The organism is Arthrobacter sp. HLT1-20 (assembly GCF_054510895.1).
Genome location: NZ_JBTNDR010000014.1, coordinates 17,729 through 30,718 on the forward strand (window position 1 = coordinate 17,729; position 12,990 = coordinate 30,718).

Annotated in this window: 14 protein-coding genes; 11 read left to right on the top strand and 3 right to left on the bottom strand. The window is 62.5% G+C overall.

All coding sequences use genetic code 11. The features are described from left to right. Positions 1 to 3 precede the first annotated feature (3 nt). The 8 genes from ACX80Q_RS09375 to ACX80Q_RS09410 all read left to right on the top strand — a co-directional run bounded on the left by ACX80Q_RS09375 (position 4) and on the right by ACX80Q_RS09410 (position 7,830). On the top strand, positions 4 to 1,335 hold the full coding sequence (locus tag ACX80Q_RS09375; RefSeq protein WP_459330345.1) for a M50 family metallopeptidase: 1,332 nt from the start codon (positions 4 to 6) through the stop codon (positions 1,333 to 1,335). An 81-nt stretch (positions 1,336 to 1,416) separates the two neighbouring features. Continuing rightward, the gene (locus ACX80Q_RS09380) at positions 1,417 to 2,043 is read left to right on the top strand and encodes a MarR family transcriptional regulator (protein WP_459330265.1); all 627 of its coding nucleotides are present in this window, start codon (positions 1,417 to 1,419) and stop codon (positions 2,041 to 2,043) included. Positions 2,044 to 2,103: 60 nt separating this feature from the next. Next, positions 2,104 to 2,601 carry a hypothetical protein gene (locus tag ACX80Q_RS09385; RefSeq protein ID WP_459330266.1) on the top strand — a complete coding sequence of 166 codons (498 nt, stop codon included), beginning with the start codon at positions 2,104 to 2,106 and terminating at the stop codon, positions 2,599 to 2,601. 9 nt (positions 2,602 to 2,610) lie between these two features. Continuing rightward, positions 2,611 to 2,904, top strand: a complete 294-nt coding sequence (locus tag ACX80Q_RS09390; RefSeq protein WP_459330267.1) for a YciI family protein — start codon at positions 2,611 to 2,613, stop codon at positions 2,902 to 2,904. 129 nt (positions 2,905 to 3,033) lie between these two features. Beyond that, positions 3,034 to 4,200, top strand: a complete 1,167-nt coding sequence (ispG, locus tag ACX80Q_RS09395; protein ID WP_459330346.1) for a flavodoxin-dependent (E)-4-hydroxy-3-methylbut-2-enyl-diphosphate synthase — start codon at positions 3,034 to 3,036, stop codon at positions 4,198 to 4,200. Continuing rightward, positions 4,157 to 5,050 carry a GNAT family N-acetyltransferase gene (locus ACX80Q_RS09400; protein WP_459330268.1) on the top strand — a complete coding sequence of 298 codons (894 nt, stop codon included), beginning with the start codon at positions 4,157 to 4,159 and terminating at the stop codon, positions 5,048 to 5,050. The genes ispG and ACX80Q_RS09400 overlap by 44 nt, the downstream gene beginning before the upstream one ends. 209 nt (positions 5,051 to 5,259) lie before the next feature. Next, a complete protein-coding gene (locus ACX80Q_RS09405) occupies positions 5,260 to 7,287 on the top strand; it encodes an oxidoreductase (RefSeq protein WP_459330269.1) in 2,028 nt (675 codons plus the stop codon). A gap of 9 nt (positions 7,288 to 7,296) precedes the next feature. Then, the gene (locus tag ACX80Q_RS09410) at positions 7,297 to 7,830 is read left to right on the top strand and encodes a PadR family transcriptional regulator (protein WP_459330270.1); all 534 of its coding nucleotides are present in this window, start codon (positions 7,297 to 7,299) and stop codon (positions 7,828 to 7,830) included. A 34-nt stretch (positions 7,831 to 7,864) separates the two neighbouring features. On the opposite strand, the gene ACX80Q_RS09415 is transcribed toward ACX80Q_RS09410, so the two are convergent. The 3 genes from ACX80Q_RS09415 to ACX80Q_RS09425 form a co-directional block, all read right to left on the bottom strand. Next, positions 7,865 to 8,137 carry a hypothetical protein gene (locus ACX80Q_RS09415; RefSeq protein ID WP_459330271.1) on the bottom strand — a complete coding sequence of 91 codons (273 nt, stop codon included), beginning with the start codon at positions 8,135 to 8,137 and terminating at the stop codon, positions 7,865 to 7,867. 103 nt (positions 8,138 to 8,240) lie between these two features. Continuing rightward, positions 8,241 to 8,996: an ABC transporter permease gene (locus ACX80Q_RS09420; RefSeq protein ID WP_459330272.1), complete on the bottom strand. Its 756-nt coding sequence runs from the start codon at positions 8,994 to 8,996 to the stop codon at positions 8,241 to 8,243. After that, positions 8,993 to 9,805, bottom strand: coding sequence for an ABC transporter ATP-binding protein (locus tag ACX80Q_RS09425; RefSeq protein WP_459330273.1), 813 nt, complete (start codon positions 9,803 to 9,805; stop codon positions 8,993 to 8,995). Before ACX80Q_RS09425 ends, ACX80Q_RS09420 begins: the two co-directional genes overlap by 4 nt. 228 nt (positions 9,806 to 10,033) lie before the next feature. Here ACX80Q_RS09425 and ACX80Q_RS09430 point away from each other — a divergent pair, with 228 nt between their 5' ends. The 3 genes from ACX80Q_RS09430 (at position 10,034) to ACX80Q_RS09440 (ending at position 12,964) form a co-directional block, all read left to right on the top strand. Continuing rightward, on the top strand, positions 10,034 to 11,827 hold the full coding sequence (locus ACX80Q_RS09430) for a proline--tRNA ligase (RefSeq protein ID WP_459330274.1): 1,794 nt from the start codon (positions 10,034 to 10,036) through the stop codon (positions 11,825 to 11,827). A 96-nt stretch (positions 11,828 to 11,923) separates the two neighbouring features. Beyond that, complete coding sequence (locus tag ACX80Q_RS09435) at positions 11,924 to 12,724, top strand: sulfite exporter TauE/SafE family protein (RefSeq protein WP_459330275.1); 801 nt, start codon at positions 11,924 to 11,926, stop codon at positions 12,722 to 12,724. Between the two features lie 54 nt (positions 12,725 to 12,778). Then, complete coding sequence (locus tag ACX80Q_RS09440) at positions 12,779 to 12,964, top strand: hypothetical protein (protein WP_459330276.1); 186 nt, start codon at positions 12,779 to 12,781, stop codon at positions 12,962 to 12,964. Positions 12,965 to 12,990 lie beyond the last annotated feature (26 nt).

Here is a 12,990-nt window from a genome sequence, read left to right on the forward strand (position 1 = left end):
TAAATCGTGACTGTATTGCTTTTCATTGGCGGAGTGGCCTTCGTGGCCATTGGGATCGCCCTCTCCATCGCCTTGCACGAGGTGGGCCACCTGCTGCCCGCAAAGCTTTTCAAGGTCCGGGTGACCCGGTACATGATTGGCTTTGGACCCACCCTGTGGTCCAGGAAAAAAGGCGAAACGGAATATGGCATCAAGGCCATTCCGGCCGGCGGCTATGTTGCCATGGTTGGCATGTACCCGCCGAATCCCACCGATGGCAGCGTGCGCCCCTCCAGTACGGGCATGTTCCAGACCATCGCCACCGAAGCCCGCAGTGCCGCGCACGAGGAAGTGGGCCCGGAGGACGCCAACAGGGTGTTCTACAAGCTTCCCGTGTGGAAAAAGATCATCATCATGCTGGGCGGGCCGTTCATGAACCTGCTCATCGGTGTGGTGCTCATGGGTGTGCTGCTGATGGGCTTTGGCACGGCGCAGGCCACCACCACCTTGGCAAGCGTGAACGCCTGCCAGGTGGCGTTTGGTGAACCGGCACCCACCGACCTGACTCGTTGCACCAAGACGCCCGCAGCCGCTGCCGGGTTGCGCCCGGGGGACACCATCAAGTCCTTTGACGGCCAGGACGTCACCGACTGGACCGCCTTCACCGACGCCGTGCGGGCTTCTGCAGGCAAGAGCGTCCCCTTGGTTTATGAGCGGGGTGGGCAAATCCTCACCACCACCATCACCCCCGTCCTGACGGCCCGACCGGTCATTGACTCCAACGGTGTTGCCAAAATGGACGACGACGGCAAGGCTGTCACCGTGCAGGTAGGGTTCCTCGGTGTTGGGCCCGGTGCGGCCATGGTGCGCCAACCGGCGTCGGCCGTTCTGCCTGCCGTGGGGAACAACATTGTCCAGATCAGCGGGGTGGTACTCCAGCTTCCGCAAAAGTTGGTAGGCGTGGCCCAGGCCGCGTTTAGTTCCGAACCCAGGGATCCCAACGGCCCCATCTCCGTGGTGGGTGTGGGGCGGGTGGCCGGTGAAGTAGCTGCCATGGAGGAGATCCCGCTGAGCTCCCGGGCGGCCACGCTGATTGGGTTGCTGGCTGGTGTGAACCTTGCCCTGTTTGTCTTCAACTTGATTCCGCTGCTCCCGCTCGACGGCGGGCACGTGGCGGGTGCGCTCTATGAGGGTGCGCGGCGCACCGTGGCCAAGGTCTTCAAACGCAAGGATCCCGGGCCGTTCGACATCGCCAAGCTGCTGCCCGTCACCTATGTTGCCGCAGTGGTGCTCATGGCCATGGGTGCCCTGCTGATCTACGCAGACATTGTGAAACCGGTCAACCTCTTCGGCTGATTTTTTGCGGCCGGGCATCCAGCCCGTCTGTAACATCCAAAAATGGTTGATTGTCACTAAACAATCAATTATGGTTTATTCATGTTCGTAATGACTATTGACCAGCGCGGCAGCCGGACCCGTGGCGACAAGGTGCCGGAGTTGTTGGGCCTGCTGGCCAGCATCGAGACGGTCCTGCCCTTTGAGCGCTCTGTGGGCGATGAAATTCAAGGCGTGATAAGGGATCCGGATGCAGTTGTCGAAGCAGTGGCCAGGGTTCTGCGGGAACGCGACTGGTACATAGGAATTGGCCTGGGCAAGATGGATCTGCCCCTGCCGAAAAACTCCCGCGAAGCATCGGGGAACGCATTTGTGGCGGCTCGGGAAGCAGTGGACGCTGCCAAGAAAACGGGGGAGCGAGTGCCGCTTTGTGTCAAGACGCCCCTCGCTGCCGCTGCCCCATGGACAGATGCTGCCGAGGCGGTCCTGGTCCTGGCGGGGGACGTAATCAGGAGACGGTCCGAGGCTGAATGGCGCGTGCTGGACGCCCTGGCGGCAGCGCCGGATGCCTCCCAAAAGGATGTGGCCAGGAAATTGGGCATAAGCCCCCAGGCAGTGAGTAAGGCCATTGTGCGCTCGGGCCGCCACGAGGTGCGCCAAGGCCGTGGGGCGGCAGCCCTGCTCCTGCAGCACGCGCAACAAGCACTTAATGTCGGTGCCACAAGCTAGTTTAGAGACCACAGTGGTTCCGGCGCCCACCTTGGGGATTCGCTGGTTGAGGGAGGTCCCATGGATGCGCTCTGGATAGGCGTGGCGCTTGTCGTTGCGGTGGCCGGAGGCTGGCCCGTGACAGCGGGGCTCCTGAAGTTCGCCAAATCAAAAACAGTCCGGGCCGTAGACGCCGCCGAGTCCGGCGCATCCGGGGCAGCCGAGGTTTCTGAGGGGTCACCTGCGCCAGCTCAGCCTGCCGAACCAGAAACGGAAACTTCCACCCCGGAAAGTCCGATGCCGGACGGCGCCGCCACAGATGCGCCCGCCCCGCGCCCCAAAGTTGAAGTCCTGCGTGGCGGGTTGCTCATCGGGTTCCTGGAACGCGCTGCCGTTGCAGTGGCAATTTTCTCCGGTCAGCCGGTGGCCATCGCCTACGTGGTTGCCATCAAGGGCCTAGGAAGATATCCGGAGCTGAAGGATACCCCCGCGGCCAGCGAGCGGTTCATCATTGGCACCCTAGCGTCAATGTTGTGGGCGGCCAGCGTTGCTGCGGTCACAAAAGCACTCCTGCTATAGGGTGAATCCATGTCTATTTTTGCTGTTGAGTACGTATACGGTCCCGAAGCGGAGGCTGCCCGTGTGGAGCACCGCCCCGCCCACCGCCAGTGGTTGGCCGGCCAGGCCGAAGCTGAAGTGGTTCTCGCCTCCGGACCCTACCTTGGTGGTGCTGGTGCCCTGTTGATTTTCCGTGCATCGGACGAAGCCGCCCTGCGTGAACTTCTGGCACAGGATCCCATGAGCTCAGGCGGGGGTGTTACCGGTCTGAAGATTTCCGCATGGAATCCAGTGATTGGCCAGCTCAGCGGCTACGTGGCCTAGGCCTCACTGGTCCGCAAATAGCAGGGATCGAGCCTACAATCAATGGTAGATACTGCGAGATTCCTTAGCGGCGCCAATCACAGGTGCCCGTGTTGCACTATTTGAATAATGAACTCCAAGGAGCATATTTTGACCTCCGTCAGTCTCGGAATGCCGCCACTGCCCCCGCCGGTACTCACACCTCGGCGTAAAACCCGGCAGATCAAGGTCGGCCCGGTAGGTGTTGGCTCGGATTCGCCCATCAGTGTGCAGTCCATGACCACCACCCCCACCACTGACATCAACGCAACGCTGCAACAAATTGCTGAACTTACGGCATCGGGTTGCGACATTGTGCGTGTAGCTTGCCCATCTCAGGATGACGCGGACGCGCTGCCCATCATTGCCCGCAAATCTCAGATTCCTGTCATCGCCGACATTCACTTCCAGCCCAAGTATGTTTTTGCGGCCATTGAAGCTGGCTGTGCAGCCGTGCGCGTGAACCCCGGAAATATTCGCAAGTTTGATGACCAGGTCAAGGAGATTGCCCGGGCCGCCAAGGACCATGGCACCTCAATCCGTATTGGCATCAACGCCGGTTCCTTGGAGCCGGGCATCATGAAGAAGTACGGCAAGGCAACACCTGAGGCATTGGTGGAGTCCGCTGTGTGGGAGGCGTCCTTGTTTGAGGAGCACGGCTTCTACGACTTCAAGATCTCGGTCAAGCACAATGACCCTGTCATTATGGTGGCAGCCTACGAGATGCTCGCCGAGCAGGGCGACTGGCCCCTGCACCTGGGCGTCACCGAGGCCGGCCCCGCATTCCAGGGCACCATCAAGTCGGCAACGGCTTTTGGTGCGCTGCTCTCCAAGGGCATTGGTGACACCATTCGCGTGTCGCTCTCCGCCCCGCCGGTGGAGGAGATCAAGGTTGGCAACCAGATCCTGCAGTCGCTGAACCTGCGCCCGCGCAAGCTGGAAATTGTGTCCTGCCCGTCCTGTGGCCGCGCCCAGGTGGACGTTTACAAGCTGGCCGAAGAGGTCACTGCCGGCCTGGAAGGCATGGAGGTTCCCTTGCGCGTGGCCGTCATGGGCTGCGTTGTCAACGGACCCGGCGAGGCCCGCGAAGCGGATCTTGGCGTGGCCTCCGGCAACGGCAAGGGCCAAATCTTTGTGAAGGGAGAAGTCATCAAGACTGTTCCGGAAGATCAAATTGTTGAGACACTCATTGAAGAAGCCATGAAACTAGCCGAACAGATGGAGTCCGAATCCGATGACTCGACTCTCCAAGGTGGCCCCGTGGTTAGCGTTTCCTAAGGCGCCGCAACACCTGCCGGTGCGCGTCCTGGTCCATGCGGACACGGACGCGCTCCGGGCTTTGATAGCGCGCGATCGCGTGGCCAACGTGTTCGTCGATTCGCTGATCGAACAAAGCAACAGCGCCGTGCCCGCCTTCCCGAGCGCCGTCATGCTGGGCATCTTCAAGGACGACGGCGTAACCCTCGCCGCTGCCTGTTGGGTGGGTTCCAACGTGGTGCCCGTGGAGGCAACGGCTGAACACGCAACGTATTTTGGCCAGTGGATTCTTGACCACTGGCAGCCCCGGGCCTCCATTTTTGGGCCAGCCGAGGCAACTCTTGCCCTCATGAACGTGCTGCACAAGGCAGGTGTTTCGGCCCAGGAAATCCGGGCCAACCAACCCCTATTGACAATTTCCGGGCCTCCGCTGGTGGAACCGAATCCCGCACTTACTGTCAGCAGGAGCAGCCAGTTCAGCGAGATCCTGGCCGCCGCCGCCGCCATGTTCGAGGAAGAAGTGGGCTACTCGCCGTTTCTTGGCGGCGAGGAAAGCTACCGCCGCCGCGTTGCCTGGCTCATCAACCACGGCTATTCCTTCAGTCACGAGGAGCCCCAGGGTGAGATCATCTTCAAGGCAGATCTGGGCGCAGTCACTAGGCACGCCACCCAGGTGCAGGGTGTGTGGATGAATCCGGAGTACCGTGGCGCCGGGCTCAGTCCCGGATACATGGCGGGCGTGGTGGTGCTAGCCCAGGCGCATGCGCCAGTGACAAGCCTCTACGTCAACGACTACAACACCCGTGCTCGGGCAAGCTATGAGCGCGTGGGATTTGAACAAGTCGGCACCTTCGCCACGGTTCTGTTCTAGTCGCGGCTCTTCGCTGCGCCTCGCCGTCGCCGACTACGCAGATAATGCCCTCTCAATCCATTGAGAGGGCATTATCTGCGTAGTCGGCGAAGAGCCTGGAGTGAAACTGAGCAGCCATGCGCCGGTTTCGACGCTCACGAGCCGCATGTAGCCCAGATCACCAAATTCGCGCTACGATTATGCAACTTGTTGCGCAAAGGAGTGCATTGATGAACGCTGGCCAGTATCCCCACCTGTTCGCCCCGCTGGATTTGGGTTTCACCACCCTGCCCAACCGGGTGCTGATGGGCTCCATGCACGTGGGCCTTGAGGAACGACCCGGCGGATTTGAGCGCATGGCCGCATTTTATGCCGAACGCGCCCGTGGGGGAGTCGCCCTGATGGTGACGGGCGGCATCTCACCCAACGACGCCGGCCGGCCCATGAAGGGCGGGGCCAAGCTCAGCACCCCCGAGGAAGCGGAGCACCACAAAGTGGTCACCGAGGCTGTGCATGCGGAGGGCGGAAGGATCGCCCTGCAGTTGCTCCACTTTGGCCGCTACGCATCCCACCGCGAGCTGGTGGGACCCAGCGCCGTTCAAGCTCCCATCAGCCCGCTCACCCCGCATCCACTCAGCGCCGACGAAGTTGAGCAGACCATCGAGGATTTTGTCCACGCCGCCCATTTGGCCCAATCGGCGGGCTACGACGGCGTGGAAATCATGGGCTCCGAAGGCTACTTGATCAATGAATTCGTGGCCAGGCGCACCAACCATCGCAGCGACGAGTGGGGCGGCTCGTATGAGAACCGGATGCGCTTCCCCGTGGAAATTGTCCGCCGCACCCGTGAGCGCGTGGGGAAGAACTTCATCATCATCTACAGGCTCTCCATGCTGGATCTGGTGGAGGATGGCTCCACCCTGGCGGAAGTCATCGCGTTGGCACAGGCCGTGGAGAAGGCTGGCGCCACCCTCATCAACACAGGCATCGGCTGGCACGAGGCTCGAATCCCCACCATCGCCACCTCCGTGCCACGAGCAGGCTACGCGTGGGTCACCCGGAAGGTTATGGGGTCCGTCAGCATTCCGCTGATCACCACCAACCGCATCAACACCCCGGATGTGGCCGAGCAGCTCCTGGCCGACGGCACAGCCAACATGGTCTCCATGGCGCGGCCGTTCCTGGCCGATTCATTCTTCATGCGCAAAGCCCAGCAGGGCCGGAGCGATGAGATCAACAGCTGCATCGCCTGCAACCAGGCCTGCCTGGATCACACCTTCGCCGGGAAGACGTCGTCGTGCCTGGTCAATCCGCGCGCGTGCCACGAGACCGAGATCGTCATTTCACCCACCCAGGTGCCCAAGAAGCTGGCGGTGGTTGGCGCCGGACCGGCAGGGCTGGCCTTTGCGGTCACAGCTGCCGAGCGCGGCCACCGGGTGACGCTCTTTGACTCCGCCGGTGAGATTGGCGGCCAGTTCAACCTGGCCAAGCAGATTCCTGGCAAGGAGGAATTCCATGAAACCATCAGGTACTTTGCCCGCCAGATCCAGCTGCGCGGCATCGAACTGCGCCTGAACACCCGGGTCACCGCCGCCTTCCTCGCCGCCGAGAACTTTGATGAGGTAGTGCTGGCCACCGGCGTCACCCCGCGCATTCCCGAGCTCGACGGCGTGGACCACCCCAGCGTCATGAGCTACCTCGACGTCCTGCGCGAGAAGAAGGAAGTGGGCGCCAACGTGGCCATCCTGGGTGCCGGCGGCATTGGGTTTGACGTGGCCGAGTTCATCACCCAGCACGGCGCCAGTGCCACGCTGGTCCCGGAGAAGTTCTACCGCGAATGGGGCATTGACGAGGCGTACAGGGGCGCCGGCGGCATCACCACGCCCGAGCCGCAGCTCCCCGGCCGCCGGGTTGCCCTGTTCCAGCGCAAGGAAACCAAGGTGGGTGCCGGCCTGGGCAAGACGACCGGCTGGATCCACCGCACAGCGTTGAAAGCCAAGGGCGTGCAGATGGTCCCGGGTGTGGAGTACCAAAAGATTGACGACGCCGGACTCCACCTGCGCGTCAACGGCACCGACACCGTCCTCGCCGTTGACACGGTCATCCTGTGCACCGGGCAGGAGCCACAGCGTGAACTGCAGGCCGGGCTGGAAGCCGGTGGCGCCGTCGTGCACGTCATTGGGGGAGCGGATGTTGCGGCGGAACTTGATGCCAAGCGGGCCATCGATCAGGGCACCCGGCTGGCGGCAGGGATCTAAGTACACACCATGTCCTTGGCACAAGCAATCCTGACCTCGCTGTTGGAAAAGCCCTGCACGGGGGCCGAGTTGGCGCGCCGCTTTGACAAGTCGCTGGGCCATTTTTGGCAGGCAACCCACCAGCAGATTTACAAGGAGCTGGGGAAGCTGGAGCAGGGCGGCCTGGTCCGGGCCCACGGTGTGGAGGCAACCCGCGGCCAGCAACGGCACTTTGAGGTTCTGGCGCCGGGCCGGGCCGCTTTGGAGTCCTGGTGCGCCGAACCGGGGGAGCCGCGCCCCATCCGGGATGAACTGTTGGTCAGGTTGCGTGCGGCAGCCGTGCTGGGGAGCGTTGACGTGCGTCCAGAGTTGCTGCGCCACAGGGCGCTGCATGCGCTGACGCTGGAGCGTTACCTGGCCATCGAGGCGCACGATTTTCCGGCCGGAGCCCAGAAAACGGCGGCCGATGAGTTGCAGCATGCCGTGTTGCAGGCCGGAATTGTGTACGAGGAGTCGTGGCTGCGCTGGTGTGAGCAGACTCTATCCGACCTAGCCGTTGGCTAGGCCAAGGACGCAGGGAGGTGCGGCCCTGCGCGGGCTAGCTGCTGGCGGACTCCTGCTCGGCAGCCTGGACTTTGATGGCGTGGGCGGTGGACTCCAGCAGCGCTGCGGTCTGGCCAATGACGGGGGCATAGGATGACTGCCAAGCGTGCCGGAACACAAAGGCGTCGGGGCCTTCCCACCGCAGGTTGGTGCTTATCCGGGCGCTCAACTCGGTCAAGACAGTGAGCAGGACGGTGTGTGCCCGCTCCAGCTCAACGGCGAACTGCCGCAAATCCTCCGGGGCTGCACCACGATGGCCGGTGCTCATGGAAACTCCTGCAATCTGCCGATTTGTTGAACCTCCAGCCTAGGTTGCGGTGGCGCCAACAAGCCATGGGCAGAGCTACCCATGACCCCTGGCGCCCAGGCGATCAGGTGCTCTGGCGCCGCAACGTCAGTGATGCCAGCAGCAGGCCGGCCACCACAAAGGCTGCCACCACCACCAGGTCCGTCACCAGATCGGCGGTTGGCTCCGCGTGGGCGGCAACTTCCTGCAAACCATCCACGGCATAACTTAACGGCAAAACGTTGGAAATGGCCTCCAAAACACCGTTCATGTGATCCCGGGCCACAAAGAGGCCGCACAGCAGGATTTGTGGAATCACCACAACGGGCATGAACTGCACCGCCTGGAACTCGGTGGTGGCAAACGCCGAACACAGTAGCCCCAACGCCACGCCCAGGACCGCCGTCAAAACGGAAATCAACACGACCCAGCCCGCGTTGCCTTCGATCTTCAGCCCAAAAACCCAGTAGGCTGTGGCGGCGGCAACCAGAGCCTGCAGACCCGCCATGATGGAAAATGCCAAGGCGTAGCCAAACAAGAGGTCGGCCTTGTGGATGGGGGTTGTCAAAAGGCGTTCCAGAGTGCCCGAGGTCCGTTCCCGCAGCATGGTGATGGAGGTGACCAGGAACATCACCACAAACGGGAAAATGCCCAGCATCATCAACCCCACCCGGTCAAAGGTGCGGGGCTGCCCGGGGGCCAGCGTTTCATTTTGGTACAGCCAGTACACCAGGGCCAACAGCACGGCAGGAACCACAAGGATCAGCCCAATGCTGCGTGGATCGCCCTTGAGCTGCCGCAGGACGCGAACACTGGTGGCCCACATCATCGAGAGATTCATGACGCGGCCCTTGCTTCCGATTCCGCAGCCTGGATGAGCCGCAGGAAGGCCAGTTCAAGATCGTCCGTTCCGCCTTGAACACGCAACTGCCCGGGCGTCAGCTGGGCCAGCAGCATGCCCTCACGCAGGAGCAGCAGCGAATCACAATGCCCCGCCTCCTCCATGACATGGCTGGAAATGATGAGCGTGGTGCCCTCCGCCGCCATTTCTGAAAACTGTTTCCACAGATCGGCCCGCAGCACAGGATCCAGGCCCACCGTGGGCTCATCCAGAACCAGCAGTTTTGGCCTGCCCACGAGTGCGCAGGCCAAGGAGACTCGGCTGAACTGCCCGCCGGACAAATCCCCGGCCTTCCGCTTGGCAAACTCGCTCAGCCCCACCGCCGCCAGCACGGCGTGGGCGTCCTCCTTGCCCCGGCCATGCACGGCCCCAAAATAGCGCACATTGTCCAGAACGCTCAGGTCCTTGTACACGCTGGCCGCCTGGGTGACGTAGCCCACGTCGCTCCTGTTCGCCAGGTCACCTGCCGGACGGCCCAGAACACTGAGCGTTCCCGCGTTTATCTTTTGGACCCCCACCAGCGCCCGCATCAGGGTGGTCTTTCCGCTTCCGGATGGACCCAACAGGCCCGTGATGCGGCCCTCCTGGACGTTAAAGGAAACATTGGCCAGCACGGTGGCCTTGCCACGGTGAACCCGCAGGCCCTCAACGCTGACGGCAACCGGGCCGTTGGTGCCCGAAGGGTTGGCCGGTACCGGGACGGGGGCAAATGGGCCGTCGGGGGCGGGCAGCTCTGCTTTGTGAGACATCGTGGCTCCAAGATTGCCGGTGCATGAACCTATGAATTCAAACTAGACCCGCCGCGAACAGCTGTCCAGCAAAGCCACCATCCGCAGGGACCCCTCGAGATCGGGGCCCGCACGTGGGTGGGAGCTTCGGGTGCATGTGCCATCACATTGCTTGAACCGGTAGATTGGTATCTGTGCGCCTGTAACTACGGCGGCACCTACCAACTTCAAGAAATGGAAAATTTGCCCGTGGCACTTCGCCTTTCCACACTCTTTTTACGTACTCTGCGTGAAGATCCCGTCGACGCCGAAGTGGACAGCCACAGGCTCCTGCTCCGTGCCGGCTACATCCGCCGCGCGGCCCCAGGCATCTACACCTGGCTCCCGTTGGGCCTGCGCGTGCTGCGCAAGGTTGAAACCATTGTGCGCGAAGAGATGGACGCGATCGGTGCCCAGGAGGTCCACTTCCCGGCGCTGCTCCCCAAGGAGCCCTACGAGCAGACCAACCGCTGGCAGGAATACGGCGACGGCATCTTCCGTCTCCAGGACCGCAAGGGTGCCGACTACCTGCTGGCTCCCACCCACGAGGAAATGTTCACACTGCTGGTCAAGGACCTGTACTCCTCGTACAAGGACCTGCCGCTGAGCCTGTACCAGATCCAGAACAAGTACCGCGACGAGGCCCGTCCCCGGGCAGGCCTGTTGCGCGGGCGCGAGTTCATCATGAAGGACTCCTACTCCTTTGACATTGACGACGCCGGACTGGAAGCCAGCTACATGGCCCACCGCGGTGCCTACTTGCGTATTTTTGCGCGCCTGGGCCTGGAAATCATCCCGGTGGCAGCAACCGCCGGCGCCATGGGTGGTTCCAAGAGCGAAGAGTTCCTGCACCCCATGGCCATCGGCGAGGACACCTTTGTGCGCTCCGCCGGCGGCTACGCGGCCAACGTTGAGGCCGTCACCACAGTAGTGCCGGAGGATATTGACTTCAGCAACGCAGCCGCAGCAGTTGTCCGGGACACCCCGGATACCCCCACCATTGACACTTTGGTGGATGCTGCCAACCAGCTGGCACCGCGTGCCGGAGGCGCGTGGACGGCTGCCGACACCCTGAAGAACGTGGTCCTGGCCATTGACCTGCCCACGGGCGAGCGCCAGATTGTTGTTGTTGCCCTGCCGGGTGACCGCGAGGTTGACCTCAAGCGCATCGAGGCCAACATTGGCATGCACCTTTCCATCGGTGGCGAAGTTGGCGTTGAAGCTGCCGGTGAAGCTGACCTGAAGAAGCACCCGGGCCTCATCAAGGGCTACATTGGCCCGGGCCTGAGCCTGGATGCAGCGGTTTTGGGCACCGAGGCTGCCACCAAGCTGCTGTTCCTGGTTGATCCCCGCGTTGTTTCCGGCACCAGCTGGATCACCGGCGCCAACGAAGACGGCAAGCACGTGTTCGGCCTGGTTGCCGGCCGCGACTTCACCTGGGACGGCACCATCGAGGCCGCCCAGGTTCGCGAGGGCGATCCCGCCCCGGACGGATCCGGTCCCCTGGAAACCGCCCGCGGCATTGAAATGGGCCACATCTTCGCCCTGGGCACCAAGTACAGCAAGGCCATGGACCTGAAGGTCCTGGACCAGAACGGCAAGCTGGCTGTTGTGACCATGGGTTCCTACGGCATTGGCGTCACCCGCGCCGTTGCCGCCCTGGCCGAATCCAACCACGACGACAAGGGCCTGATCTGGCCCTCCAACGTGGCACCCGCCCACGTTCACGTGGTGGCTGTGGGCCGTGGCGAGGAAATCTTCGACACAGCTGCACAGTTGACCGCCGATCTGGAAGCCGCCGGACTGGAAGTCATTTACGACGACCGTCCCAAGGTTTCCCCCGGCGTGAAGTTCGGCGACGCCGAACTTCTGGGCGTCCCCACCATCCTGGCCGTGGGCCGTGGACTGGTTGACGGCGTCGTGGAGATCAAGAACCGCGCCACGGGCGCTGCCGAGAACGTGGCTGTGGCCGAGGCTGTTCAGTACATCCTCAACAACCAGTAGCACCACAACTGGCCCGCAGAAAACGCCGAAAATTGCGCCAAAAGCGCGAATTTTCGCCGTTTTCTGCGGGCCAGTTGCCATGCATGAGGGGGACGAATGATTTCCGGTTTTGAAGACATCACCACTGCCACCATTTTGTTGATCATTGTGGCTGGCTTTGCTGCCGGCTGGATCGATGCCGTGGTGGGTGGGGGCGGGCTGCTGCAGCTTCCCGTGGTGCTCATGATTCCCGGCATCACCCCGGTCCAGGCACTGGCGACGAACAAGATGGGCTCCATCTTTGGCACGGCCACCAGTTCCGTAACGTATTACAGTCGCGTGAAACCTGACCTGCGCACGGCCCTGCCCATGGCAGGGGTGGCGCTGCTGGGCAGTCTTGGCGGCGCAGTGGTGGCGGCCAGCCTGCCGGGATCGGTTTTCAAACCCATCATTGTGGTTGCCCTGGTGGTGGTGCTGCTGTTTACGGCCTTCAAACCGAACATTGGCGAACTGACGGCGTTGCGCCACGCGGGCAGCAAACACTATGTGGTTGCCGTGTGCATCGGTGGCTTGATCGGTTTCTACGATGGCCTCATTGGTCCGGGCACCGGATCCTTCTTGGTGATAGCCATGGTCAGTCTCATGGGCTACGCCTTCCTGGAGGCAAGCGCCAAGGCCAAGATCGTCAACCTCGCCACCAACGCAGGAGCCCTCATGTTCTTCCTGCCGCACGGTTCGCTGCTGTGGGGCGTGGGGCTGGTCCTGGGCGCCGCCAACATGGCTGGCGGCTATCTCGGCGCACGCACAGCCGTGAAACAAGGCAGCAAGTTCATCAGGATTGTGTTCCTGGTGGTGGTGGGCGCGCTGATTATCAAATTGGGCTTTGACGTCTGGAACGAGAACGTCGTCAACGCCTAGCTGCCGCCCCACGGACTCCTTGACTGCGTCCTCCCGCCCTCTAGAGTGATGGCTATGGTGCACGCAATTTTTGGCGGAGAATCGAAGACTGTCCGCGCCGACCTGAAGATCTCTCTCGATGGGTACGCCACAACCGCCGATCAATCGCCTGAGCATCCGGTCGGCCACGACTGGGGCAAGCTGGTTGGCGCCTACACTGCCACCCGGACCTTCCGCGAGCGGGTGCTGCACGATGAGTAGCGGCGCCGAGATCACAGGCGTCGGGA

Bases quoted from the DNA above. Each gene is read 5' to 3' on its own strand.
- ACX80Q_RS09380 (WP_459330265.1), top strand. From the start codon at position 1,417: ATGTTCGTAATGACTATTGACCAGCGCGGCAGCCGGACCCGTGGCGAC.
- ACX80Q_RS09385 (WP_459330266.1), top strand. From the start codon at position 2,104: ATGGATGCGCTCTGGATAGGCGTGGCGCTTGTCGTTGCGGTGGCCGGA.
- ACX80Q_RS09390 (WP_459330267.1), top strand. From the start codon at position 2,611: ATGTCTATTTTTGCTGTTGAGTACGTATACGGTCCCGAAGCGGAGGCT.
- ACX80Q_RS09400 (WP_459330268.1), top strand. From the start codon at position 4,157: ATGACTCGACTCTCCAAGGTGGCCCCGTGGTTAGCGTTTCCTAAGGCG.
- ACX80Q_RS09405 (WP_459330269.1), top strand. From the start codon at position 5,260: ATGAACGCTGGCCAGTATCCCCACCTGTTCGCCCCGCTGGATTTGGGT.
- ACX80Q_RS09410 (WP_459330270.1), top strand. From the start codon at position 7,297: ATGTCCTTGGCACAAGCAATCCTGACCTCGCTGTTGGAAAAGCCCTGC.
- ACX80Q_RS09415 (WP_459330271.1), bottom strand. From the start codon at position 8,137: ATGAGCACCGGCCATCGTGGTGCAGCCCCGGAGGATTTGCGGCAGTTC.
- ACX80Q_RS09420 (WP_459330272.1), bottom strand. From the start codon at position 8,996: ATGAATCTCTCGATGATGTGGGCCACCAGTGTTCGCGTCCTGCGGCAG.
- ACX80Q_RS09425 (WP_459330273.1), bottom strand. From the start codon at position 9,805: ATGTCTCACAAAGCAGAGCTGCCCGCCCCCGACGGCCCATTTGCCCCC.
- ACX80Q_RS09435 (WP_459330275.1), top strand. From the start codon at position 11,924: ATGATTTCCGGTTTTGAAGACATCACCACTGCCACCATTTTGTTGATC.
- ACX80Q_RS09440 (WP_459330276.1), top strand. From the start codon at position 12,779: ATGGTGCACGCAATTTTTGGCGGAGAATCGAAGACTGTCCGCGCCGAC.